At 52.8% G+C, this 25,497-nt stretch carries 23 protein-coding genes and 1 tRNA gene; 19 read left to right on the forward strand and 5 right to left on the reverse strand.

Annotation, left to right across the window (positions count from 1 at the left end):
- Positions 1–6: 6 nt before the first annotated feature.
- The 3 genes from HCR03_RS00685 to HCR03_RS00695 all read left to right on the forward strand — a co-directional run bounded on the left by HCR03_RS00685 (position 7) and on the right by HCR03_RS00695 (position 4,954).
- Positions 7–1,056 carry an ATP-binding cassette domain-containing protein gene (locus tag HCR03_RS00685; protein ID WP_156990187.1) on the forward strand — a complete coding sequence of 350 codons (1,050 nt, stop codon included), beginning with the start codon at positions 7–9 and terminating at the stop codon, positions 1,054–1,056.
- Positions 1,057–1,086: 30 nt separating this feature from the next.
- Positions 1,087–2,106 carry an ABC transporter substrate-binding protein gene (locus tag HCR03_RS00690; RefSeq protein ID WP_083210223.1) on the forward strand — a complete coding sequence of 340 codons (1,020 nt, stop codon included), beginning with the start codon at positions 1,087–1,089 and terminating at the stop codon, positions 2,104–2,106.
- 325 nt (positions 2,107–2,431) lie between these two features.
- Positions 2,432–4,954 (forward strand): phosphodiester glycosidase family protein, encoded by a 2,523-nt coding sequence (locus HCR03_RS00695; RefSeq protein ID WP_066648764.1) that lies wholly within the window; start codon positions 2,432–2,434, stop codon positions 4,952–4,954.
- A gap of 336 nt (positions 4,955–5,290) precedes the next feature.
- On the opposite strand, the gene HCR03_RS00700 is transcribed toward HCR03_RS00695, so the two are convergent.
- The gene (locus HCR03_RS00700; RefSeq protein ID WP_187036195.1) at positions 5,291–6,400 is read right to left on the reverse strand and encodes a HipA domain-containing protein; all 1,110 of its coding nucleotides are present in this window, start codon (positions 6,398–6,400) and stop codon (positions 5,291–5,293) included.
- 155 nt (positions 6,401–6,555) lie between these two features.
- Positions 6,556–6,631 (reverse strand) — tRNA-Ala (locus HCR03_RS00705).
- A gap of 289 nt (positions 6,632–6,920) precedes the next feature.
- Between HCR03_RS00705 and HCR03_RS00710 the strand changes: the two genes are divergently transcribed.
- Together HCR03_RS00710 and dhaS are read left to right on the forward strand one after the other, a co-directional pair.
- Complete coding sequence (locus HCR03_RS00710; RefSeq protein ID WP_156990183.1) at positions 6,921–8,189, forward strand: HlyC/CorC family transporter; 1,269 nt, start codon at positions 6,921–6,923, stop codon at positions 8,187–8,189.
- 25 nt (positions 8,190–8,214) lie between these two features.
- Positions 8,215–8,811 (forward strand): dihydroxyacetone kinase transcriptional activator DhaS, encoded by a 597-nt coding sequence (dhaS, locus tag HCR03_RS00715; RefSeq protein ID WP_066642529.1) that lies wholly within the window; start codon positions 8,215–8,217, stop codon positions 8,809–8,811.
- On the opposite strand, the gene HCR03_RS00720 is transcribed toward dhaS, so the two are convergent.
- Both HCR03_RS00720 and HCR03_RS00725 read right to left on the reverse strand, forming a co-directional pair.
- Positions 8,808–9,269, reverse strand: a complete 462-nt coding sequence (locus tag HCR03_RS00720; RefSeq protein ID WP_187036212.1) for a hypothetical protein — start codon at positions 9,267–9,269, stop codon at positions 8,808–8,810. The genes dhaS and HCR03_RS00720 overlap by 4 nt on opposite strands.
- Positions 9,214–9,777: a hypothetical protein gene (locus HCR03_RS00725; RefSeq protein ID WP_187036214.1), complete on the reverse strand. Its 564-nt coding sequence runs from the start codon at positions 9,775–9,777 to the stop codon at positions 9,214–9,216. Before HCR03_RS00725 ends, HCR03_RS00720 begins: the two co-directional genes overlap by 56 nt.
- 240 nt (positions 9,778–10,017) lie before the next feature.
- Between HCR03_RS00725 and HCR03_RS00730 the strand changes: the two genes are divergently transcribed.
- The 5 genes from HCR03_RS00730 to HCR03_RS00750 all read left to right on the forward strand — a co-directional run bounded on the left by HCR03_RS00730 (position 10,018) and on the right by HCR03_RS00750 (position 14,341).
- Entirely contained in the window at positions 10,018–10,971 is a 954-nt protein-coding gene (locus HCR03_RS00730) for a glycosyltransferase family 2 protein (RefSeq protein ID WP_228725228.1), read from the forward strand.
- Between the two features lie 182 nt (positions 10,972–11,153).
- Entirely contained in the window at positions 11,154–11,585 is a 432-nt protein-coding gene (locus tag HCR03_RS00735; protein ID WP_156990180.1) for a sigma-70 family RNA polymerase sigma factor, read from the forward strand.
- Positions 11,582–12,898, forward strand: a complete 1,317-nt coding sequence (locus tag HCR03_RS00740) for a DUF4179 domain-containing protein (RefSeq protein WP_187036216.1) — start codon at positions 11,582–11,584, stop codon at positions 12,896–12,898. Before HCR03_RS00735 ends, HCR03_RS00740 begins: the two co-directional genes overlap by 4 nt.
- Before the next feature lie 65 nt (positions 12,899–12,963).
- Positions 12,964–13,284, forward strand: a complete 321-nt coding sequence (locus HCR03_RS00745) for a PadR family transcriptional regulator (protein WP_066642516.1) — start codon at positions 12,964–12,966, stop codon at positions 13,282–13,284.
- On the forward strand, positions 13,277–14,341 hold the full coding sequence (locus HCR03_RS00750; protein ID WP_187036218.1) for a DUF4097 family beta strand repeat-containing protein: 1,065 nt from the start codon (positions 13,277–13,279) through the stop codon (positions 14,339–14,341). Before HCR03_RS00745 ends, HCR03_RS00750 begins: the two co-directional genes overlap by 8 nt.
- A gap of 453 nt (positions 14,342–14,794) precedes the next feature.
- On the opposite strand, the gene HCR03_RS00755 is transcribed toward HCR03_RS00750, so the two are convergent.
- Entirely contained in the window at positions 14,795–15,304 is a 510-nt protein-coding gene (locus HCR03_RS00755) for a hypothetical protein (protein ID WP_156990177.1), read from the reverse strand.
- A 172-nt stretch (positions 15,305–15,476) separates the two neighbouring features.
- On the opposite strand from HCR03_RS00755, the gene miaB reads away from it, so the two are divergent.
- The 9 genes from miaB (at position 15,477) to HCR03_RS00800 (ending at position 25,486) form a co-directional block, all read left to right on the forward strand.
- Complete coding sequence (gene miaB, locus HCR03_RS00760) at positions 15,477–16,898, forward strand: tRNA (N6-isopentenyl adenosine(37)-C2)-methylthiotransferase MiaB (RefSeq protein ID WP_267459202.1); 1,422 nt, start codon at positions 15,477–15,479, stop codon at positions 16,896–16,898.
- 32 nt (positions 16,899–16,930) lie between these two features.
- Positions 16,931–17,338, forward strand: a complete 408-nt coding sequence (locus tag HCR03_RS00765; RefSeq protein ID WP_156990175.1) for a YlbF family regulator — start codon at positions 16,931–16,933, stop codon at positions 17,336–17,338.
- Between the two features lie 63 nt (positions 17,339–17,401).
- Complete coding sequence (gene mutS, locus HCR03_RS00770; RefSeq protein WP_187036230.1) at positions 17,402–20,023, forward strand: DNA mismatch repair protein MutS; 2,622 nt, start codon at positions 17,402–17,404, stop codon at positions 20,021–20,023.
- A gap of 25 nt (positions 20,024–20,048) precedes the next feature.
- Positions 20,049–20,582 (forward strand): GNAT family N-acetyltransferase, encoded by a 534-nt coding sequence (locus tag HCR03_RS00775; RefSeq protein WP_066642502.1) that lies wholly within the window; start codon positions 20,049–20,051, stop codon positions 20,580–20,582.
- A 26-nt stretch (positions 20,583–20,608) separates the two neighbouring features.
- A complete protein-coding gene (gene mutL / locus HCR03_RS00780) occupies positions 20,609–22,537 on the forward strand; it encodes a DNA mismatch repair endonuclease MutL (protein ID WP_187036233.1) in 1,929 nt (642 codons plus the stop codon).
- Positions 22,537–23,484: a tRNA (adenosine(37)-N6)-dimethylallyltransferase MiaA gene (gene miaA / locus HCR03_RS00785; RefSeq protein ID WP_156990173.1), complete on the forward strand. Its 948-nt coding sequence runs from the start codon at positions 22,537–22,539 to the stop codon at positions 23,482–23,484. The genes mutL and miaA overlap by 1 nt, the downstream gene beginning before the upstream one ends.
- Positions 23,481–23,777, forward strand: a complete 297-nt coding sequence (locus HCR03_RS19980) for an HlyD family efflux transporter periplasmic adaptor subunit (protein WP_187036235.1) — start codon at positions 23,481–23,483, stop codon at positions 23,775–23,777. Before miaA ends, HCR03_RS19980 begins: the two co-directional genes overlap by 4 nt.
- The gene (locus HCR03_RS00795) at positions 23,731–24,771 is read left to right on the forward strand and encodes an HlyD family efflux transporter periplasmic adaptor subunit (RefSeq protein ID WP_187036236.1); all 1,041 of its coding nucleotides are present in this window, start codon (positions 23,731–23,733) and stop codon (positions 24,769–24,771) included. The genes HCR03_RS19980 and HCR03_RS00795 overlap by 47 nt, the downstream gene beginning before the upstream one ends.
- Positions 24,749–25,486, forward strand: coding sequence for a YggS family pyridoxal phosphate-dependent enzyme (locus tag HCR03_RS00800; RefSeq protein WP_066642493.1), 738 nt, complete (start codon positions 24,749–24,751; stop codon positions 25,484–25,486). The genes HCR03_RS00795 and HCR03_RS00800 overlap by 23 nt, the downstream gene beginning before the upstream one ends.
- Positions 25,487–25,497: the final 11 nt, after the last annotated feature.

The following is a 25,497-nucleotide window of genomic DNA, read 5'->3' on the forward strand; positions in this document are numbered from 1 at the left end:
ATCAATATGGAACACAGTCAGATTTTAAAAATGATTCACACGCAGAAGCTGGGGCGGCTTTTCGAGCTTTGCCCTGCCATCCGGCTCTTTTTCAGCGGAATTCGGCTGGAACGGCTGGACACGGAGGAGACTCTGGAGGAGGCGCTTCAGGGGATCGCCGACGAATATCTGGAGGATTTCGGCCTGACGCGCGGAGAAATTTCGGACTCCCTCGTTCGCCTGATGGAAAAGGACCGGGACGAGAAATCCGGGGAGCAGGTCGCCGTCAGGGAACTGACCGTCCTTCCCGGACTTGATAAATCCGGGAATGCGGAGCAGTCGGGCTTTACGGTGCGCCGCGGGGAAATCGTCGCCGTCGTCGGGCCGACCGGTTCCGGGAAAAGCCGCCTTCTGGGAGACATCGAATGCCTTGCCCAGAGCGACACGCCGACGGAAAGGAGCATTCTGATCAACGGTGAAATTCCGGACGACGCCTGTCGCTTTTCGCTTGGCGGACGCTTAATTTCCCAGCTTTCACAGAACATGAATTTTGTCATCGACCTGTCGATCCGCGACTTTTTAACCATGCACGCGCAAAGCCGCATGGTTGAACGGGTGGATGACAGAATCGAGGAGGTCTTTCTTTGCGCAAACCGGCTGTCCGGGGAACCGTTCCAAATGGATTCCGGCGTCACACAGTTGAGCGGGGGCCAGTCCCGGGCGCTGATGATCGCCGACGCCGCAATCCTCAGCAATTCCCCGATCGTGCTGATCGACGAGATTGAGAACGCGGGAATCGACCGGGAACAGGCCGTCAGGCTTCTTGCCGAGCGAGAAAAAATTGTGTTTCTTTCAACGCACGATCCGCTTTTGGCCCTTTCGGCCGACCGCAGGGTGGTAATCCGGAACGGGGGCGTTTACCGGGTGCTGGAAACGTCCCGGCGGGAAAGAAGCAACCTTGCGGTGATCGAACGGGAAGACCGGAAGCTGATGGAGCTCCGCCGGTCCATCCGTCTTGGCGGCCGGCTGGATTTCGACATGGAAGCTTTTTTTCACGGAGTTCAGGGTTCGGCGTAAAGAACCTGAAACAAGAAGGAGGATACATGTATGAGTCAAATGGTCAAAACCGGCGAGGCCTGTTCCAGCGTCATCGCGGACAGCCGACTGGACTTTATCGGTCAGGTCCTGTGCCCGATGAAAGCCAATTTTAAACAGGGCTACGACGAAGTGGCGGAACAGTATAAGAAGGAAACAGGATGTGCTTTTTACAGCTATGTTCCAACCATCTGCGGGAGCAAGGGAGACCGGACCGAAGCGACGGCCGGAGACATCCTGAAATACCTGACCATCGACGATCTTCCGGGTATGATCGCCTCGTTCGGACTGGGGGATTACTTTTCCTCACAGTTCCGCGAGCGTTTTCTGAAACAGGGTTATTTTGAGTCCATCAAAAGGAACGGTTTGAGCCCGGCCTTTGAAGAAGCGGGAATTGACGACCCATCCGGCGAGTTTTACATTTATTCCGGGTATCCCGCCGTATTTCTGGTGGACCGGAAAAAGCTCGGCGATCTGCCGGTTCCCCGCAAATGGGAGGATCTGCTCAGCCCCGTTTACCGCAATAACATCACCATCGGGGGAGCGCACGGCATGGTTTCCCAAACGCTTCTGCTTTACCTGTACAAGATGTTTGGGGATGAGGGGCTTAAAATGCTGGAACCGAATGTCCGTCAGGCGATGCACCCCTCGGAAATGGCCAAACTTGCGGGCACATCTGCCAAAGCGGGTACCGCCATCTACGTCATGATGCTGTTTTTTGGAAAAGCCTGCGGCAAGACAGACCGCACGGAGCTTGTCTGGCCGGAGGACGGCGCAATTTTCGATCCCGCTTTTATTTTGGTCAAAAAAGGCATGACCGAAAAGTATCAGGTGCTGATCGATTATATCACCGGAGAGCGGTACGGGAAGATTTCCGCCGCAAACAGTTTTCCGGTGACGACTCCTCTGGTGAAAAATCCCCTGCCCGAAGGAGCAAAGCTGCAATGGCTGGGGTGGGATTTCATTAATTCTCACCGTATGGAAGAGGTTGTCGACCATGTGACGGAACCGTTTCAAAAGTTTTTAATTTAAGAGGCTAATTAAGAGGCTAAGCTGGGCTTCGGCACATAGGTTCTCGGGGCGTCTGAGAATCGGGATTATATGCGCCGCGTTTGACTCTGGGAGCTTGCAGCGAGCGCGTCAATTTTTTAGCTCTAAATATTTGACAGAAATTACCTTGCCGGATATACTTATATTTGGAAATAGAGGCGAGATTCAGACGGATGGATCTCCCATCATTTTTAAATTGGTTCCCCTGATTTTTCAAGGAATTTAGTTGCGGGCAAATGGAATGATACTATTGAAGGCGCATAAAACAGTGTGTTCCATCGCTGAATCCGGAAGGGAGAGTATCACATTGAAAACCGGTCGGAAATTGATCAAGCGGCCTTTATCGTTGTTTCTTGTTCTGGTTTTAGTTTTTTCTATTCCGTTCGTTCCAGGGGCGGATGCCGCCGTCAATGAGAATACGGTCCTTCTTGCAAGTGAAAATCTGGCGGAAGGCATCCGCTATACGGAAGAAGATGTACAAAATTATGCGGGCAAGGCGGGAGACCGGGTGCGTTTCAACCATCTGGCCGTAAGCTCCGGCGCGCGGAACATCCGGATCACAGCCGGGAAAGCAAAGGAAACGGTCAATGCGGTGGAAACCATCGGCGATCAGGCCCAACGTGAAATTTCAAGAGGAAATCAGGTTGTCGCAGGGATCAACGCCGATTCTTTTGATATGGATTACGGCAGCAACCGGGGCATTCTGGTACAAAACGGGGATATCGTCACCAGCCAGCCGTACAATTCGTACACGGAAACGCAGCCCGCCTTTTGGGTCGATTCCTCCGGATCGGCGCATATCGGCGCTCTCCGGGCAGGCGGCACGATCCGGATCGGCGGCAGCTATCAGGCCGAGGCCGATTTCATTAACCGGAACCATTTCATGGGCCCGGCCGGTTATCTTTCCCCTGCAAATTCTACGCGAATTTTCACCAGTGACCTCACAGCGGACCACGTCATGAGGAACGGCGCGGGTAAAGCGCCGACCGATCAGGCGTATGCCTTGATTCAGATCAGCGGCTTTTCCGGCTTCCTGCATGCGGGAACGGAATATACCGGAAAAGTGACCGCCCTGTATTCCTCGGCGGGCTTTCCGATCCCCGCCGACTGCATCGTCTACGCCGGATACGGGACGAAGGCCGCGGAGGTGCGCGGGCTTGCAGCGGGCATGGACGTTTCCTACGTCTGCCATCTTTATTCGGGCTCCTATACTGAAAACCCGGACGGGACGCTGAACAACCGCGGCATATTGCAGGACGACGCCGTGACCGCCGTCAACAGCTTTCAGCTTTTGGCACAGAACGGGGAATTGAACCATGCGGTCGTGGATGCGACAGGGACCGATCAGAACGCGCGGACCGTGATTGGCCTGACCAAGGACGGAACGATCCACGTGCTCACCGTCGCCAAGGCCGGTGCCTATTTCAGCGCAAGCCAAGGCTCGACCATGAAAGACGTCGCCGAATATATGCTTCAAACTCTGCAGTGCACGGGCGTAATCAATATGGACGGGGGCGGTTCCACCGAGATGATCGCACGGCGCGCCGGCAGCGGCAAGCCGACCACGGTCAGCTATCCGAGCGACGGCAGCTCCCGAATCGTTTCGAACTCCCTGTTGTTTGTCAGCGACGCGCAGCCGACCGGCGTGGTCGGCCAGGTGCTGGTGGACGGAAACACCAGCCTTTACAAAGATTCCCACACGAGTTTTTCCGTCCGGCTGACGGACCAATACGGCAATCCGATCTCCGCGCAGGGACATTCCATCGTTTGGAAAGCGGAAAAAGGCGCGATCGATCAAAGCGGAGCTTACACAGCGCCCGGCAGCGCCTGTCAGGATACGGTCACCGCAACGGTAGATGGAGTTTCGGGCACGGCGAATGTCCGGGCCTTGGATCTGAGCGGGATGAACTCGATCGGTCTCAGGGAAACCGGTGCGATCGCGGTTCAGAAAGGGGCGAAAAAGCAGTTTGCTCTTCAGGCGTATGACGCGGAAAATCAGACGGTCCTCATCGATCCCTCCGCTGCAAAATGGTCCCTGTCGAACGCAAAAACAGGGTCGATGAAAAACGGCCTGCTGTCCGTCACGGCGGCCAGCGGCACGGCCACTGTTTCCGCAAATTTCGGCGGAAAGACCTATTCAATTCCGGTGGTCGTAGGTCCGAAAGGGCAGACCGTCGACAACTTCGAGCAATTCCCGATTGAAGGATATTATGCCGGCAGCGTGCTGTATGGAAATCAAAATCAATACGGCGGAAAAAGCAGCATGCTGGGGCTAGAGACAAAAAGCACGCCGAACAGCCGGGTCCGGGACGGCAGCCGCAGTTTCCGTCTGACCTATGACACGTCGCTGTGGGCGTGGGACGACAGCAATCAGAAGCGGACGGCGAACGGGACTGCAAATTTGGTCCCGCTCTGGGATACCGGCAAGGATTATGCAGGCCATGGCAAATGGAACGAAAAGGAGCGGGCTGCGATGGAATCCAGCTTCACTGCGAAAGCCATGCCGAAAAATTTCGGCGTGTGGGTGTACAGCGGGGATGAGAACCATGACGGCGTCAGCGACAACAAAAGCTGCATGTTGAGTGTGAGTCTTTATGCGGACTGCGAGGGCGGCTATCGGAACGAAACCAAGGCGAAGCCGAAAATCCTTTTGCTGACAGACAGCATGGACTGGATCGGCTGGAAATATCTGCAGGCGGATATTCCGCAGGACTGGAAGATGCCGATTGTGTTCAATTACCTTTCCTTTTCCAACACGGAAAGGATTTTAAAGCAGTCTCAGAACTACAAGACCGACGTGCTTTTCGACGACCTTCAATTCAATTATTAATCACGAAATGAGGAGCAATTCCCTTAGAAGCTGATTCTTGAAAGTTATGAGAAATCGCGGAAGACCGGTCCGTTTCCAAGCTTATCTTCCCCGAATCCGTTCAGTACTTCTCTTAAAACCTGCTTGATTCATTTTCTGAAGCCCTAAATTGCGAACTTCTTTTGACACTGCCTTGGGTGTAAAAAAGAGCTATGTTCTCCTATTGAAAAACATAGCTCTCCTCTGTTGTTATCAAAACATGCTGCATAGATAAAACAAAAGCATCGAGGATCCCCCAATGTTTCTGGATAAGGACAATATATTACTGATTCGGATTTTGTTTGAAGCTATTTCCCGCTACAGTGATTGCCGGGGTTCGTCTTCGAATCCATTTGATATACCGTTGCTCTGAAAAAGCTGTGATATCTGACGATCCGCGCTGAGGATGAAGTTGCATAGGAAATCGCGGTCGACCTTGACCGGGATCTTGTCACAGCAGGAAAGGATGAGATTTCGGTCGAGCTTATGGATGATTTGTTTCGTAAAGTATTGAAGCGCCTTTGGACGCTTCAACAGCAGTTCCTGAAAGAGCTCGATCAGCTTATCGTTTTTGCGGTATTCGTTTTTTGGGTAACCCCTTGACAGAAGAGCAATGTTGTTATCAAAATTTGGTGCCAAGGACAGCACCGCCCCGGTCTGCACATCGCGCAGAATCCCGTAATTTTCCGTATGCCTGTCCATATTGAAGCATAAAGTGTCCAGATAAATCAGGGTGACATACTGCTTGGCGGTATCTGGGAATAACGTTTCAAAGGCATCAAAATTAAAAATATAGTCGTCGTTGTCACCGACAAGACCGTTCGCCGCCTCATAGTTGACACTGGCGCCGTCCGTGAAATCACGGCTGCGGATGTACTTGCCGTCCAGTTCATATTCCGCCATGGAGAAGCCCAGAGCTTTCCCCAGCTCATAAATAAACATTTCTGAGAACCGTTCCATGTCGTTGCCCTGCTTATAAAGCCACCAGTGCCCGTCGATCAGCCTCCAGCATTTTTCGTAGCTCCCGATATTGGTCAGCTCCGGAGTGGGGCTGTATTTTAAATTAAAGCTGTCTGGGTCACCGTACAAAGCCAGCTTGTCGAACAAATTCTCTTTAAACACAATGTCACGATAGGTGAGTGTGCTTTCCTCGTCGCCCTTAAACCAGTAGGTATCGGTGATGGTGGCGGCGCTGACTTTCAGGACCATGGAAACATCATCGTAATTGCTGAGCCGCAGCGCCTTTTTCAGAAGCCTTGAGTTCGTGCGGTGCCGGTCGATTGCCCTGCTTTCAAGCCAGCCTTCCAAATAGCCGGTTCGTTTTAAATACAGAGGAAGAAGAGCCTCGTTTATCACTTCCAGATTGCCGTCTTTTACCTGAGCAACCTGTGTGTCGCGGGACATTAAGGTTCCGTTGAGCCGCAGCAACTGACACCGCCTCCCATCCATGATGCTATGAATTTATCGTAAAGTATTTTCGTAATGGAAACACTTCCACCTGCCCCGATTTTTCTATCAAGTGTCCGGTCGCTGTCAGATAAAAGATAAACCACAGGGCTTTTGGCCTTGTGGTTTCCTGTTTTTGGTGGAGCATAGCGGGATCGAACCGCTGACCTCCACACTGCCAGTGTGGCGCTCTCCCAGCTGAGCTAATGCCCCTCATGTCAGAAAACCTAGCATTCATGCGGTTTTCCGGATCTTCCAATTTTTCGTTTGTCTTTTTCTTGTGGGGGAGTACAGGTGGTAGCTTGCGCTTCCATCTGAGCAATACCCCAAATGTCTTGCCTTTCAAACAGCTTTGTTATAATATCATATTCGTCATTTTTTTGCAAGAGCTATTCGGAAATTTTTAAAAAAATCCGATGATAGGAATGAAATTGAAAAAATATGGAAATCGTGATAAAATAAAAAGTAAAAAATAAACAATAAAATTCAAAAGGGGATCTGCATGACATACCAAATCTTATTGATTTTAGCGTTCACGCTGATGTCGGCTTTTTTTTCTGCCAGCGAAACAGCGTTTACAACTCTGAATAAAGTGAGAATTAAAAGTTTGGCGAATAACGGGAACGCGCGTGCCGCCGCAGCTTTTCATCTGGCGGAGAATTACGACAGCCTGCTTTCCACGATTCTGATCGGCAACAATATTGTCAATATTGCGGGCGCTTCCATTGCGACGATTGTCTTTACAAACTTATACGGGAGCGCAGGCATTACAATTTCCACCGCCGCCATGACGGTGATCGTATTGATTTTGGGGGAGATATCCCCAAAGTTCCTTGCTAAGGAAAGTCCCGAAAGTTTTGCGCTTTCGGCTACTCCGGCGCTGACTTTTTTCGTTTTTCTCTTCACGCCCCTGAATTATCTTTCCTCATGGTGGAAGAAGCTGCTGGGGCATCTTTTTAAGCGCAAGGATGAAAAAAAAGTTACGCAGGAGGAGCTGATGACTTTCGTCGACGAAGCTCAGAACGACGGCGGCATCGATGAGCGCAACGGGGAGCTGATTCGCTCCGCGATCGAGTTTAACGACCTTGATGCGAACGACATTTTAACTCCAAGAGTAAATATCGTAGCGGTTGATCAAAAAATGCCTATGGAAAAAATCACCGAGCTGTTTTTAAATACAAATTATTCGCGCCTGCCGGTTTACGAGGAATCCATTGACAATATTGTGGGTATGATTCATGAGAAAGACTATTTCCGGGCTTTGCACCGGGGAGAACCCAGTGTTTCACAGATCGTAAAAAAGGTTTCTTATGTCGGCACGGGCATGAAGATATCGGATCTTCTGCGGCTTTTGCAGCAGGTAAAAACACATATGGCCGTTGTTGTCGACGAATTCGGCGGCACGGAAGGCATCGTGACAATGGAAGATATTCTGGAAGAGCTTGTAGGAGACATTTGGGACGAACATGATGAAGTGATCGATTATTTTAAGAAGATAGACGATTTGACTTATGAAGTCAACTGCGCGGCAAACCTGGATGATATGTTTGATTTTTTCGACCTGAAGAAATCGGATGATGAATTCGATTCCGTGACGGTCAGCGGCTGGGTGATGGAACAGCTTGGAAAAATACCCGCCGCGGGGGATAATTTTGAATTCCAGAAAATAAAAATCACGGTATTAAAGGCTGCCGCCAGACACGCGACAATGGTAACGTTTCTGCTGCCGTGTCCGATCAATGAGGAACAGGACCGGAGAAGCAGCGAATGATTCGTCGGGAAAGCAGGGGGTGTTTATGTCCGAGTCGCTCATCACCAAAAAGGCGATTGCACAATCCGTCAAGGAACTCATGAAAAAAGAGGATCTCAGAAAAATATCGGTCGCAGACATTGTGCAGCACTGCGGAATCAACCGCCAGACGTTTTATTATCATTTTAAAGATAAGTATGATCTTGTAAACTGGATTTACTACAACGAGGTTGTTTCCGCCGTCTCCTCCCGCAAGACCTTTCAGGACTGGAGCGATGTTCTGCTTGAAATCCTTAGCATCATGAAACGAGAAAAATTTTTTTACAGAAACGCGTTGAATGTGACAGGGCAGAACGCTTTTCAGGATTATTTTTTCACTCTGACGAAAAGCCTGCTGGTAGAGATTGTCAACGCGGTGGAGGACGGGAAAGAAATTCAGGAAGCGGATAAGAATTTTATCGCCGAGTTCTATACATACGGTCTGGTCGGGATCGTAATACAGTGGGCTCGCAGCGGAATGAAAGAACAGCCGCAGGAATTGGTGGACAGGTTGAAGTATTTCATCGACGACAGCAAAAAGGTTGCGGCCGCGAGATATTTGGGCGGGATTGCCGACCAATCCAAAGGGCCGGACCGGCGTTAACACCAACGCGTCTTTGGGGTTTGGCAGTGGCGCTTTACCGCTTTGTCTGAAAAAATCAAATAACACCGTCCTCCAGTTACAAACCGGTTCAGGATCATTCGGTCGTTATCCGTACTGAGAAGAAGCAGCGGCTTGCTTCGGGAAGTTAAGGAATATTTCATCAGCCTGTTTACAGCCAGACGGCAGGCGCTGTTTTGGCCTCCCTGCTCCGCAGCGTAATACCAGCCGAACAGACAGCCATATTTTGCCATACAGTTGATGAAGCCGTCGCTGCAGCATGATTTAGCCGAGGAGGATCCTATTTCAGCGATATAGCCGAACAGGCATTTCTGCTTTTTTAAAATTTGAAAGAAACGGCTGCATTCAGCGACCATTTTTTCAGGCTCGATCCGGGTGTTGATTCTAACGGATAAAATAATGTTTCCGGCCTTCGCGATCTCCCCCGGCGAGATTTTCATTGATATCGTTCCCATCAGCGGCAATATAAAAGACACAGTCCCTGTTTTTTCGGCATATGTCGAGAATCCTTTCACGAAAACGGAGAGGACGATAACCGCAGAGGACGAAGAAATAGATTCCTGCTTCTTTTGCCGACTTTACCTTTTCGGAAAGCCGACCGGGTGAAAACGGGAGGGACCCTTTCGGCTGCTTTTCCACGGCAACCCGCTCCGGTTCAGACAGAATGGCGATACGGTTATAGCACATATTAGTACCGACAGTTTTTAAAATGAAATGGTCCACATTCTGAACCATCGAGGTTATCATGCGGTAGAAACAGCTTCTTGGATTTTCCGCCTCACGGCGTATCTTTGACATCGTGCTTTCACCGAACAGGTCCTCGGTCATGTAGCTGAACAAATCCACCGCGTTTTTCATGCTTCGGCGGGGGTCGTCCACGATTTTCCGAAGAGCAAGGTCCACGGTTGCCCCGATTGCGGCTCTTTTCATAACGGAATCAAATTTCATGCTGATCACCCCCCTTTTTTAAAATACCTTTTTGCCGAAAGGCATAAAATAGACAATTTTATAAAAGTGTCATATTTTTTTACAATTTTGTCGGATTAATATGACAGGCAGGGAAACTAAACAAGAAATCGGTAATTTATATCCGCGATCTGTTAAAAATAAGGCTTTCCTCCCGCCGGCAATATGATATACTTTTATTGCAGGACTGAAAAAGTTGAGGTGTATGTCACTGTGAAGGCTATGGAACTTTCCCTTATATTGCCGGTCAAAAATGTTGAAGAAGAAATTGTGGGTGTTCTCGATTTTATTCAGAAGCAGACCGAGAGCGTGAGCTCGGAATTAATTGTCGTCGACATGGGTTCCACTGACCGCACGGTTTTGCAGGCGGTTCGCCGGATGAAGGATATGGGACTTCACGGTTATGTGATTCAGAATGGAAATTCAACGGCTTCCGCAGCGCTGAATACGGGTATCCAAAAGGCGGACGGCAGTTACGTTTCCTTTGTATTTGCCCGCAGATTATATGAAAATTTTATTTCTGTTTATCTGGAAACGGCGAAGCGGACAAAAGCTGATTTCGTATTCGGCTGTACGGGCCGGGAGGAAGCCCGCGCAGCCGAGCGCCGTTCGCTGAGCAGCGCGATTCTTCACCGCGGCGGGGGTCAGTATTTGAAGAACTGGGTTCTCCACGGCTCCGCCATTGACATTTCCGCCGTTTTAATCCGGCGCGGATTCCTGCTGGACCGGCAGATTGAATTTGAAGAATCCTGCCGTTACGGTTATTCGGAGGAGTTTATCGCGCGATGCCTGCTGCTTTCGGACTCTGTCGTGCAGGCGCCCGTGGTGCTGAAACGAAACGAAATTAGCGAACTGAAGCGCGGAAAACAGAAACCGGCGGGCACGGATATTTTTCAGCGCGTGGAGTCGGTCCTTCGCGTTGCGGACGCGGTCAGAACCAACTGCCCGGGGGATACGGAACTGCTTCGGCTGATCGAACGGGTCCGAGCGCCGCAGGCCGTCATGAACGCGGTCGACGTCCTGCTTCGCGAAGGGAACGATATTCGCTCCGTACGGGGGTGCCTCCAGGCTTTTGGCTATAATCACTTACTGACGGTTGACCGCAGAATGGACCCGGGATTGAGAAAAAGCATTCTCCTGTGGCGCTTTTCGCCCGGACTGTACCGTCCAAAATAAATAATTTTTCTGGCCGTCCCGTTTTGGGACGGCCTTTTTTTCAAGGAAATCGCAGCCGATGCGAAAAAATACTCGAAGTTTTCAATAAAAACAACCCGCTCGTGAATCTAACAGATGAGCGCGAAATGAGGAAATGAGGTGCGGCAGTGGACGACACATCCTTCTTTGAAAGGACGGACCAATTGAAACGAAGATTGTACCGGATTGCTTTCGGCTATCTCGGGAATGAAAACAGCGCGCTGGAAGCCGTGGACGAAGCAATCTTCCGAGGGTACGGTGCGAGGAAAAAATTGAGGAGGAAAGAGTTTTTTGAAACCTGGATGACCCGCATTCTGATCAATGTCTGTAAAAAGGAGTTAAAGCGCGGCAAACGGGAAACTTCGGTGGAGACGATTCCGGAACAGGCGCGGGAACAGTATGACGCACTGCCGCTCAAAGAGGCGGTCCGCCGCTTGCCGGAGGAATTGCGCAGCGTGGTTGTGCTGCGGTATTATGCCGGGCTGACCGTCGCCGAGACCGCGCAGCGGCTTGGAATTCCGCAGGGGACGGCGGCAACCAGACAGCGCAGGGCGTTGGAACTGTTGAGACTGGAGCTGAAGGAGGATTTGGAATGAACCGTATGGAAGAATTTATGACACTGCAAAGAGAATTGGAAAATGAACCTGCGGCGCTTCAAAGCACGACGCTGCGCTGTCTGGAAAGGGTCGGCAGGGCCAGAAAAAGAGCGCGCTTTTGGAAGATACCGGTTTCCGCAGTCGCGGCGGCTTTGGCCTGCTTTGTCATATTGGCAAACACCTCCGTCGCGTTCGCGCGCTCCGTGGGAGGAATCCCTCTGCTCAGCGATCTTGCAAAAGCGGTTACGTATGAGCCGGGGCTGAAAGCTGCGATTGACAATGAGTATGTGCAGCCCGTCGGACTGTCGCAGACAAAGGATGGAGTGACCCTGTCCATTCCGTATTTGATTGCCGACAAAAGTCAGCTGGTTCTGTTTTATTCGCTCCATTCCGCCGACGGACGGAGTCTTGAACTGCGGGGCGCGGGCCTTGGCGGGCTGACCGATGAATTTGGAAAAAAAGTCGAATATACTTCTTACTGCGAGGGACCGGAAAACGGCGCGGAGGCGCTGCAAAAAATCCATTACCAGTTTACAAATGGCTCCGAAACGCCTGAAAAGATTCACCTTGAGCTGATTGCGGCGGACAGGTCCGCGGTTGTGCCGGACGCGCCAGCGGCGGCGAATTTTACCATGGATGTTTCGATCGACCATTCCCTGTTTCAGGAGCCGGAAAAATTCGGAATTCAAAAAGAGTATTCCGTTTCAGGGCAGAGGCTCATCGTTCAATCGGTGGAAATTGCTCCGACTATGACGAAAATCACGTTGGATACGCCGAAAACCAATACCGCGTTGCTTCGGAATATCGCGTTCAGTCTGTCGGATGAACAGGGAAATATGTGGAGCGGCAGAAAAAACGGGATAACCGCGACCTTTGACCCCTTCGGCGACAATGTCCGCGATGTTTATCTGGAAAGCAATTTTTTCTCTCATTCCAAGCATTTGTACCTTAAACTGGAAAGTGTCGGCTGGCTGCCGAAATCGATGAGAACCGTTGAAGTTGATGTAAAAAATAAAACGGCTTCGCCGCTTTCGGATTCCATCCGGATGACGCAGTTGGAACAGAACGGCAGCCGACTGAATCTGACGTTTGAAAAACCCATTGACGGAAAGAACCTTTCGCAAATTTTCAGCAGTGTTTATTCCGATTCCGCAGGGAACTGGGATGTGAAGTCGTTCAGCGATCGCAGCAGCGAAAATCGAATGGAAGAAATCGTTTCTGTCAATCATTGGAAGGGCGGAATCATTTATCTGACGCGCGACTGGACGCCGCCCGCCGTTCCCAACGAACCGGTTGTCATAACGCTGAAATAAGGTGCGAATCCTCTTGACAGGGAATACTATGCTATGTATAATATATCCTAATCGGAGGTATTGCCTTGGACACACAGCTGAAAAAAGGAGTTTTGGATATCTGCGTGCTGGCGGCGGTCAGCCGAAAGGATTCTTACGGCTACCAGATTATTCGCGACGTTTCGTCCTGCGTAACGATTTCCGAGTCAACGCTGTATCCGATTCTGCGGCGCCTGGAATCCGGCGGATTTTTAGCGGTATATTCGGTGGCGCACAATGGAAGGCTGCGAAAATACTATCGGATTACGGATACGGGGCGGCGGAAAATCAAAGATTTTTTTGAAGAGTGGCAGGATCTGGTTCGGATTCATGATTTTATTTGTCAGGAGGCAGAAACCGATGAATAAGAAACAGTATTTTCGTCGGCTGAAATTTCTCTTAAGGTCTCTTCCGCGCGGCGAGAGGGAAAAAATTCTTCAGTTTTACCGTGAAATTCTGGAGGATAAAATAGAAAACGGGATTCCGGAAGAAAATGCGGTAAACGAGCTGGGCGATGTTCATGTACTCGCACAGAAAATACTGGCGGAAAATCCGGTGAGGAGACAAATGTCACCGGGAAAAATCGTTGCGATCGTCCTCGTGTCATTTTTTGGTGTCGTCCTGGTCGCCGCGCTGACTGCCGCCGCTCTGGGCTTCGCTGCATACACACAGGTGAAAACGAGCGCAACGGCCTCCTCGTCAAGCACCCGGGACGGCGGTGAGAAGGAATCAAGAACTTATGCCGCGGCAGCCGACGGTGTTTTGACGGTTCAGGTGAACGCGGAAAACAAAAAGATTGAACTTGTTTCAACCGACGGCGACCAGATCACGGCTCAATACTGTACGGCACAGGACCAGGTTTACAAGCTGTCAAATCAAAACGGCGTTTTTTCCGTAGCCAACAAGGACTTAAGCTACGGCAGCAGATTTCCGGATTCATGGATTAACGGGTCCGTGATCGATCCGGCGGATCTGATTACGGTGAAGATTCCGAAAGATTTCGCGGGCGATATCACGGTGGAAACATCGAACAGCGCCATCGCCGCTTCGGACTTTTCTAAGCTGGGCGGCTTCCGCTGTGAGACCAGCAATTCCGCCATCTGCTTGTCCGGAATTTCCGCGCGGGATGTCAAACTGGAATCTTCAAACGCGCTCATTTCGATGGAAAACATCTCAACCGCCGGGCAGCTTTCGGCGCGAACGGACAATGCCGCGATTTCTCTGGAAAGGATCGCGTCGCCGGATATCAAGCTGGAAACCACCAACGGAATGATCCGCGGGACGATTCAGGGTCGGGAAAACGATTATACGATTGACGCGGACACCACCAACGCGGTCAGCAATCTGCAAAGCCGTTCCGGCGGGGAAAAGAAGCTGTCGGTTCATACGTCGAACGGATTGATTCACATTGATTTCGACGAATAAAAGCACGGCCCCGCTGCGGTACGAAACAGCGGGGCCGCGCTTTTGATACGAAGCTACCGAATATTTTTCCCCTTGATACAATCCACAAATGTGGCCCCAGTCCAGACGGCAATCCCGTAGGCAAAGAGGGTTTGCATGGACAGGGGAAACAGGATACAAGACCCAAAAAATAATGACCAAATTGGCTGCAAGAGGATTAAAATGCCGGGGACAACCAGCACGAGAAAGCGGGCCAGGTTGAACCGCCCGCCATCATGCCATCGCGAAATCAGGCTCGGAATTCGGGTCAATCCGCCGAAAACCATCGGCGTTACGGTTCGGTAAACGACAACCCAAGTCATAGTATAGTATCGTTCACCTTGAAGCTTTAAATACTGCTCTCCTTTTGTGATCAGGTACAAGAAGCCGAAAACACACAGCAACTCCAGGACACAATCAATCAGTTCGTGCTTTTCAACGGATTCCCTCCTCTTTATGATTTGGCTTTCCTTTCATACAGTCCAGAAAAACAATGCAGGTCCAAAAGCCCAGAGGCCCCAACACGTTAACTTTCAGAACAAAGGGGAACGAAAGACCCACGGCGGCAAGTGGCTGCAATAAAACCAGAAAGCCGGGCACAGCCAGAATAAAAAAACGAAGCCGGTCGAACCGGTTGTCTCCATGCAGACGATTAATCAGGCCCGGGAACCTGATTGCCACGCCGGCCGCGCCACAGAGCAGCGTAGCCGCATAAATGGAAAGAGGAGCAGTCTTTTCGGCAGGCTCAAAGAAATTACCCGGATTGAAATTGCTATGAATGAAAACCAGTAAAAACAAGACTGCAAAAAGCGTTGCATCATTCCAAATGCTGTTGCGCTTCAGAACGTTTCTTTTTGAGCTCTGAAAACTTTTCTTTGATTTTATTTTCAGCTCGGTAAAAATCTCCGCGTACACGGTACATAAACGATGAAGAAGATTTTTCACTTTAATTACCATCCCCCAGCTTAATTGTATGGGGATGGATTAAAACTGTCAAGTTCTGTGACCGTACCGATTGAGACCTCGCGGACGGAATGCTTTTTCCTGTTTTTTCTTGAAGCATTTCCGGCGCTATGCTATAATGATCTGTAATCCAAAGCATGGGAGGAAATTTAATTTGGCAGCAGAAACCCCGCTTTTTTCTCAGGCCCAGACTCTTGAGAACGACGAAGCCGTCAGGGAAGTCCGTGAAATCATGGCGCTGCGGGCGCGCGGAAGCGCTCCGATGGCGCTGGTTCGCACCTACGGGTGCCAGCAGAATGTTTCCGACAGCGAAAAAATCAAAGGCTTCCTCGCTCAGATGGGCTTTTCATTTACGGAGGATGAGGAAGACGCGGATTTTGTCTTATTTAATACCTGCGCGGTTCGGGAACACGCGGAAGACCGGGTCTTCGGCAATGTAGGAGCTCTGAAGAACGTCAAGCGCCGCCATCCGTCCACTTTGATCGCCGTATGCGGCTGTATGATGGAAGAGGAAAAGGCGGCGGAGCGGATTCGCTCCGTGTTCCCGTTTGTCGGCCTTGTGTTCGGCACACATGTGATTCATCGTTTTCCTCAGCTGTTGCTGCGCGTGCTGACGGAAGAAAAGCGCGTGTTCGAACGCGGCGACGACAGCGAGGACCGTGAAATTGCGGAAGGGCTTCCGGTTCGGCGGGACGGCGCCGTCAAGGCGTGGCTGACCGTGATGTACGGCTGCAACAATTTCTGCTCCTACTGCATCGTGCCGTATGTGCGCGGCCGGGAACGCAGCCGCGAGCCCCAGGCGATTCTGGAGGAGTTTCGCGGCCTGGTTCACGACGGATACAAGGACATTACCCTGCTGGGCCAGAATGTAAATTCCTACGGAAAAACGATCAAGACTCCGGTCAGTTTTGCGCGGCTTCTGCGCATGCTGGATGAAATCGACGGGGATTACCGGATCCGTTTTATGACCTCTCATCCCAAAGACCTGACCAAAGAGCTGATCGATACCATCGCGGCGGGCAGACATATCAGCCATCATTTGCACCTGCCGTTCCAATCCGGGAACAACCGCGTTTTGAAAGAGATGAACCGCGGCTATACCCGGGAGCAATATCTGGACCTGATTCAATACGCGAAAGAAAAAATTACAGACCTTTCGCTGACTTCCGATGTGATTGTGGGATTTCCCGGGGAAAGCTATGAAGAGTTCCTCGACACGGTTGACCTGATCCGCAGGGTGGAATTTACTTCGCTGTTTACGTTTATCTATTCTCCCCGGACGGGAACAAGAGCGGCGGGGCTGCCGGACCCGATTCCCGCAGAAGAAAAGTCAAAATGGCTGCGGGAGCTGTGCGCCGAGCAGGAAAAAATCGCCGCCGTTCGGTGCGCTTCCTCCGTCGGGACGGTGCAGCGGGTCCTTGTTGAGGAAAAGAACCCCAAAACCGGTCTGTTAACCGGGCGCACGGATGGAAATATTATTGTTGATTTCGCCGGGGATCCGGCTTTCATCGGCAGTTTTGCCGAGGTTCGCATCACCAGCGCGCGCAACTGGATCTTGGGCGGGGAGCTGGCTTAATTATTTATTAGAAATTAGAAGGAGAACTGATCATGGATATTATTCAAATGACAAGAGAACTGGGCAAAGAGATTCAGAAGGACGAGCGGTACCTGAAAATGCAGCTTGCGGTGCAGAATACCGACAATGACGGGCAGCTTCAGGATCTGATCGGCCAGTACAATCTGAAACGGATGGCGCTGGAATCGGAGGCGCAGAAGCAGGACCGAGATCAGGAGAAAATACAGGCTTACAACCAGGAGCTGGGGGGCCTTTATGAAACGATCATGAAAATTCCGAACATGATCGCCTATAACGAAGCGAAGGCGGAGATTGACACCCTGCTGCGCCGGGTTAACGCGATCATTGAACAGAGCGCCTCCGGCGCCGACCCGGAAACGGCCGACTATGTCGAACACTCCTGCGGCGGAGAATGCGGTTCCTGCAGCGGCTGCCACTGAGTGGTTTCTTCCCCGATTCAAGCGAATGCCGGATTGAATGATTAACGGAGGCGGTCAACTAATATGGCGGAATTATCTCCCATGATGAAGCAGTATTTTGAAATCAAGAAACAGTACCCGGATACGATCCTTTTTTTCCGCCTCGGCGATTTTTACGAGATGTTTTACGACGACGCGAAGCTCGCTTCGCGCGAACTGGAGCTGACGCTGACGGGGCGCGACTGCGGGCAGGCGGAGCGGGCCCCGATGTGCGGCGTCCCGTTCCACAGCTATGAAACCTATGTCGCGCGGCTGATTTCAAAGGGCTATAAAGTCGCCATCTGCGAGCAGATGGAGGACCCGGCGCTGGCGAAAGGGCTGGTGAAGAGGGACATCATCCGTGTCGTGACACCGGGAACCGTACTGGAAAACAGCATGCTGGACGAGTCAAAGAACAACTATATCTGTTCTCTGTGCATTTCCGGCACGCAGGCCGGCGTTTGTTTTGCGGATGTTTCCACCGGGGAGCTGCACGCGACCACGCTGTACGGAAAGAACGCGGAGGAGCTGACCCAAAGGCTGATCAACGAGCTGAGCCGGTTCTCCCCGCGTGAAATTCTGATCGGTCAGGAAGCGCTTGACTTAAGCACGCTTCCCGATTTTATCAAAAAACGTATGAGCGTCAGTCTGGAACTGCTTTCCGGAGACGACTTTGCCGCAGAAACCTGCGCCCCGCTGGTGCTGGAGCAGTTCCATAAGGACGATCTGGATGAGTTGGAGCTTTCCGAAAAGCCGGAAATCACACGCGCGGTCGGTGCGCTGCTGAAATACCTGAAACGGACCGAACGCGCCGGGCTGGAGCGTATGGAGGACCTGGACCTGTACAGCGGAACCCAGTACATGCGGCTGAACCTGAATACGCGGCGGAATCTGGAGCTGCTGGAAACCATGCGGAGCAAGGAAAAGCGCGGTTCGCTTTTATGGGTTCTGGACCGGACGAGGACCGCGATGGGGAAACGGCTGATCCGCAGCTGGATCGAAAATCCACTTTTAAGCCCGGCGCAGATCGGCCGCCGCCTGAACGCGGTGGAAGAGCTTCTTGACGACAGCATCCTTCGCGACGGCCTGTCGAACCGCCTTTCGGGAATTCACGATCTGGAACGGCTGATGTCCCGCATCGTTTACGGGAATTCGAACGGCAGGGAGCTTCGGAGCCTTTCCTTCGCGTGCGAATCGCTTCCCATGCTTAAGTCGCTGCTCAAGGATTCCCGCTCCGAAATGCTCCGCGGCATCTGGGGGGAGATTGACGAGCTTCAGGATCTCCGCGGGCTGATTGAATGCGCGATTGTGGACGAGCCCCCGTTTTCCGTGCGGGAAGGCGGCGTGATCCGCCCCGGATTCAGCGAAGAGCTGGACCATCTCAAAGGCGACATGAGCGACGGGCGCGGAGTGATTGCCCGGATTGAGGCGCAGGAGCGCGAACGCACGGGAATCCCGAAGCTGAAAGTCGGGTACAACCGCGTGTTCGGCTATTACATAGAAATCAGCAACGCCTACAAGGACCAGGCGCCGACCGAATATATCCGCAAGCAGACCCTGACAAACTGCGAGCGGTTTATCACCCCGGAGCTGAAAGAGCTGGAGGGCCGCATCCTTGGCGCGCACGACAAATCCGTTCAGCTCGAGTATCAGCTTTTTGATTCCGTCAGGAAGCGGGTGGCGGCGCAGATGAGCCGCGTGCAGAAAACGGCCGCCGCCGTCGCGCGTCTGGATGTTCTGCTCTCGTTCGCTCAGGTTTCGGCCGACCGGAAATATATCCGGCCCACCGTAAATCTGAATGGAAAAATCATTTTGAAGGAAAGCAGGCATCCCGTTGTCGAGGCGCTTTCAGAGGAACCGTTTGTTCCGAACGACGCGGACCTGGACCGCGAGGAAAACCGGGTCGCGATTATCACCGGGCCGAATATGGCGGGAAAATCCACTTTCATGAGGCAGATCGCCCTGATCGTCATCATGGCGCAGATCGGCTGCTTCGTTCCGGCGGCGAGCGCGGAAATCGGCATCGTGGATGCGATTTTCACCCGGGTCGGCGCGTCGGACGACCTGGCCTCGGGCCAGTCCACCTTTATGGTGGAAATGGCGGAGGTGGCGGAAATCGTGAAGGAAGCGACAAGCGACAGCCTTTTGATTCTGGATGAAATCGGCCGCGGCACCTCGACGTTCGACGGCATGAGCATTGCGCGGGCGGTGCTGGAATATGTGGCGGACCGCAGGCAGCTTGGCGCAAAGACCCTGTTCGCGACCCACTACCATGAGCTGACCGAACTGGAGGAACTGATTCCGGGGGTCAAGAATTACAACATCGCGGTTAAGAAGCGCGGGGACGACATCACCTTTCTGCGCCGTATCATCCGCGGCGGAGCGGACGACAGCTACGGGATTGAAGTAGCCAAGCTGGCAGGTGTTCCAAACCGGATCATCACGCGCGCGAAACAGATTCTGGCGGAGCTGGACAGCGGAAACGCGGTGCCGCAGCAGAAGGGGAACGTGAAAAAGTCAGAGGACCCCGAAGACGATATGCAGCTTGCGCTGATCCCGCCGAACCAGACGGAGATTCTCGACAAGCTCGGCGGGCTGGACGTCAATACCCTGACTCCGATCGAGTGCATGAACACGCTGTTTGAACTGACGAAGCTTGCAAAGTAAACGGGTTTTTAGAGGAGGGTATGGATTGGCTAAGGGTCTTCTAAAAGACGGGCGAGAGCTTTTGATTCGGCCGGCGGAGGAGAACGACGCGGAGCGGCTGGTGGAATACATGAACCTTGTCGGAGGGGAAAGCAATTTCCTCACCTACGGGGAAAACGAATGCCGGTTTACGGTCGAAGGAGAAAAGCGGTTTCTCCGGGATCAGAGTGAAAATCCGGCCAATCTTTTTCTGGTGGGTTTTGTCGGCGGCGAGCTGGCCTGTTCCGCGAACCTTGCGGCGGAAAGCAAGAAAAGAATCGCCCACAACTGCGAACTGGGCATTACCGTACGAAAGAAATACTGGCGGCAGGGCGCGGCGAGCGCCCTATTGACCGAACTCATCCGTTTTGCAAAGGAAAACGGAACGCTGAAAACGATTCACCTCGACGTCTACGCAAATAATGCGAATGCGATCCGCCTGTATGAAAAATTCGGGTTTCAGGCAGTCGGGCGAATCAGAGATTATTTTCGGGTCGGCGACAGATATTACGATGACCTGATCATGGATTTGTATCTATAAAAGAAAAATGGGAAGAAGGGCGCGCTGTGGGAAAAATCAATGTGCTGGACAAACACGTCGCGGAGCTGATCGCCGCGGGCGAAGTTGTGGAGCGCCCGGCCTCCGTCGCCAAAGAACTGGTGGAAAACGCGGTCGACGCGGGTGCGACAGGCGTTACGGTCGAAATCCGAAACGGGGGGACTACTTTTCTGCGTGTCGCCGATGACGGCTGCGGCATTGCACGGGAAGACGTACCGCTGGCTTTCCTGTCTCACGCAACCAGTAAAATTTCCGGCCGCGAGGATCTGGACTCGATTGCCACGCTCGGCTTTCGGGGCGAGGCTCTGGCTTCCGTCGCCGCCGTGGCGCGTGTGGAGCTTCTGACCCGCACGGCGGAAGAGCTTGCGGGGACTCATTACGTGATCGACGGAGAAGGGGAACATATCTGCGAAGACGCAGGCTGCCCCAAGGGCACGACCTTTGTGGTGCGCGATCTGTTTTACAATACGCCGGCCAGAATGAAATTTCTTAAAAAGGACGTAACCGAGGGCAACGCGGTCGCCGCCGTCGTGGACAAAGCGGCGCTGTCCCATCCGGAGGTTTCGTTCCGCTTTTTGAGGGATGGGAGGGAAACGCTCCACACGCCGGGGGACGGCCGGGTGAAATCCGCCGTTTACGCGGTTTATGGGAAGGAGTTTACCTCCGGAATGATCCCCGTTGAATACGAGCTGAACGGAATCAGGCTGAGCGGCTTTGTCTGCAAACCCTCCGCGGCAAGACCGAACCGGAGCATGCAGAACTTTTTTATCAACGGCCGCTTTGTCCGCACGCGGACCGCTTCCGTCGCGCTGGAAGAGGCGTTTAAGGGGTCTCTGATGGTGGGAAAGATTCCGTCGTGCGTACTTCATCTTCGGATTCCGCTCGGCACGGTGGACGTCAACGTCCACCCGACGAAGCTCGAAGTGCGGTTTATTAATGAAAAGCCTGTTTTCGACGCCGTTTATCACGGCGTGAAAACCGCTCTCAACCGCGGGGATACCCCAACGGTGCTTTCACTTCACGGGGAAAGCAGGACGCCGCTTGCCTCCGTTCCAAACGCGGTTCAGATTCGTTTCCCCGCAGAGCCGGAGCAAAAACCGGTGGATGCCCGCTTTCCGCAGGTTCCACCGCCGGCACGGGAAAAAAGCTACGCCGTGAACGATTCGGCGTGCGACATCGAGGCGGATGATCTTCCGGAAGTTTCAGCGCCGGTGCCGCGCGCGGTACCGGCTTCCGGTTTTGGGGCGATGACAGTTCCGAGGAGGCCGGAGGAGGAAGCCGGCAGTCCCCCGGCAGCAGCCCTGTCGCGCGTGGAAAAAAATCCAGAACCGGTCGCGCCGGCTGCGGAAACGCGTGAGGAAACGCAGGAAGAGCCGGAACGGCTGATCGGGGAAGCGTTCGGCACTTACATCGTGCTGGAGCGCGGCGAGTGCCTTGTGTTTGTCGACAAGCACGCGGCGCACGAGCGGATGCTGTATGAGAAGCTGAAGAACGAGGGCGGAGATGCGTTCTGCCAGATGCTTCTGGAGCCGGTGACGGTCACACTCGAAAAAAACGAGTACTCTGCGGTGCTTGAGTCGCTCGATCTTTGCAGACAGGCCGGTTTCGAGCTGGAGGATTTCGGCGGCGGGACTGTGCTGGTGCGCAGCGCCCCGATGATTCTGAATGACGGGGACATTTCCGGGGCTGTGATGGAAATCGCCGGTTATCTCGCCGAGAATAAGAACGATCTGACAACACGGAAGGTCGACTGGCTGTACCATAATGTTGCCTGCCGCGCGGCGGTCAAGGCGGGCGACAATACTTCCCCGATGGAGCTGGCCTTGCTTGCCCGGCGGGTGGAGCGGGAGGATGTCCGGTACTGTCCGCACGGCAGACCGGTTTCTTTCCTGCTTAGAAAAAAAGATCTTGAGCGTCAGTTTGGGAGGATACAGTGATGGACCGGATTCCGGTCGCCGCGGTCGTCGGCCCGACCGCCACAGGGAAGAGCCGGCTTGCGGTGGAACTGGCCCTGCGGCATCGGGGCGAGGTCGTTTCCGCCGACTCCATGCAGATTTACCGAGGCCTGGCCATCGGTACGGCACAGCCGGCACGGGAGGAGATGAGGGGCGTTCCCCATCATCTGATCGGGTTTCAGGACCCGGAGCGGCCGTTCAGCGTTGCCGATTATGTTGCACTGGCATCGGAACGCATCCGGCAAATCTCAGAACGCGGCTGTATGCCTTTCCTGGCGGGAGGGACGGGCCTGTATGTCGCTTCCCTGCTTCGTCACCGGAGCTTCACTCCGGAGGGCCGGGACGACGTGCTGAGGGAAAGTTTGTTTCACAGGGCCGAAGCACAGGGACCGCTCGCTTTGTGGGAAGAACTGAAAGGCTTTGACCCCAGGTCGGCGGAGCGGATTCATCCGAACAATATCGCGCGTCTTGTGCGCGCCATCGAGATTTACCGCACGACGGGGACGACCATGACCGAGCAGGTCGAGCGGTCCCGGCGGGAACCGTCGCCTTACGACGCGTGCCTGATCGGTCTGGATTACCGCGACAGAAATAGGCTTTATGAAGCGATCAACCGGCGCGTCGACAGCATGGTGGAGGCAGGACTGGTGAGGGAAGCGGAACGGGTGCTCGGCCTGCCGGCCGGAACGACCGCCCGGCAGGCGATCGGCTATAAGGAGTTTCTCCCGTATTTCAACGGCGAATGCAGCCTTGAGGAAGCGGCGGAACAGGTCAAACGGGAGAGCCGCCGTTACGCGAAACGCCAGCTTACCTGGTTCCGGAGGCAGGAGCAGGTCGAATGGATTTACCTTGATGAGGAACCCGATTTTGGCTCCGTGTGCCGCAGAGCGGATGAAATTCTTCTGAAAAAGGGGTGGGTCCTGCAATGAACAGCCCCTTGCTCAGACGGCTTGCGGCGTCGGCCATTGCGCTGCTGCTGCTTCTGTACGTCGGGTATCAGGTTTACAAATCTCATTACACGGGGATTCAGACCGAAACCGCTTCTTATTTTACCGCTTCCGATTCCGTGCAGGTGAACGGAATCGCAGTCCGGGACGAAGTTCCGCTGAAAAGCAGCGGCGGCGTGATCGATTATGTTCTCTCTTCCGGCGATAAAGTCGCGAAGGGGGGGCATTGTGGCCAAGGTTTATTCGAGCGCGCAGCAGGTGACCGCCCTCCATAAAATGGAAAGCGTGGATGACGAAATCAAACAGCTGGAGGAATTGCAGTCGCCGGGTGATACCTATGCGGCAAGTCCGGATTCCCTGAACGAGCAGATTCACCGCAAGTTGTCCAATCTTCTTGTACAGACGGTGTCCGGCTCCCTGTCATCGCTGAGCGAGACGCGGGAGGACTTGTTGTATCTTCTGAACGAACGACAGATCATTACGGGAAAGGTCACTGATTTCACCGCCAGGCTGAAGGAGCTGCAGGCGGAGCGCACAAAGCTGAATCAGCAGGCGGGTTCCGCCCTGAGTGAGATTGTATCGTCGGATTCGGGCTATTTTATCTCTTCTACCGACGGTTTTGAATCCGCGGTTGATTTTTCAAAGGTTAAGACCCTTACCTGCGACCAGATACAGGCGGCCCTGGACGCAAAGACGGCCTCCGATTCCTCCATCGGGAAGATCAGCAGAAGCTATGAATGGTATTTCGTGTTCACGGTTTCATCCGGGCAGGCCGCGGGGTTCAGGCAACTGGCGGACGGAGGTACCGTATCCCTTCGGTTTCCGTTTGTTTCAAACGTAACCGTTCCCGCTTCCGTCGCGGCCGTCAACCAGGCCGGCTCCGACTCTAACGCGGCCGTAATTCTTCAGTGCAGCAACATGAATTCCGAACTGGCGTCCATCCGCAAGGAGACGGCCCAGGTAGTCGAACGGGAATATACCGGAATCCGTGTCAGCCAGAGGGCGCTTCATTTTGAAACCGTAACAAAAAAAACAAAAGATGAAAAAGGGAACGTTAAAACGACTAAAAAGGAAGTTAGCGGGGTATATGTTCTTCATGGCAGCCAACTCAGCTTTCGTCAGGTCGTGCCGCTTTACAGTACGGATAATTATGTGATCTGCGATCCGAACCCGGATATGAAGACTCTGATGACGGACGAAACCATCAAACTGCATGATGAAGTTGTTGAGGAAGGGACTGATTTATATGACGGAAAAGTTGTCCAGTGATCTGGAACAGCGTTTTTTGGATGTTGAAGAGAATTTAAAAACAGTTCGTGAACGGATTGCGGAGGCCGCGGTCAAGAGCGGGAGAACGCCGCGGGACATCACTCTGCTGGCCGCGACCAAAACCGTTTCCGCGCAGGTCATCAACCACGGAATTGAGCTTGGAATCGATCATATCGGGGAGAACAGGGTTCAGGAGCTGGAGGATAAGTTTGACTCCTACGACCTTTCGCACTGCGAGCTTCAGTTTATCGGCCATTTGCAGACCAATAAAGTGAAATATCTGATCGGGCGCGTTTCCATGATTCAGTCTGTCGATCAGGAAAAACTGGCAAAAGAAATTTCTAGATTGAGTGAAAAACAGAATCTTACGACCGATATACTGATTGAAGTGAATATCGGGCATGAGCCGAATAAATCAGGCGTTTTGCCCCAGAATCTGTATGAACTGGTGGAAACGGTCTCGCTTCTTCCGGGAGTACGCATCCGCGGACTGATGGCAATTCCTCCGGCCGGAGCATCGGAAAAAGAGACGATGAATTATTTTTTGCAGATGAATCAATATTTTGTTGACATAAAGAGCAAAAAAATAGATAATGTAGCTATGGACTTTTTATCAATGGGAATGTCTGCCGACTATCCCCAGGCAATTCTTGCAGGCGCCAATCTGGTCCGGGTAGGCACGGCTTTGTTCGGACCGAGAAATTATAATAGATAGGCTTTTGGAGG

The organism is Caproicibacter fermentans, assembly GCF_014303955.1.
GTDB lineage: Bacteria > Bacillota > Clostridia > Oscillospirales > Acutalibacteraceae > Caproicibacter > Caproicibacter fermentans.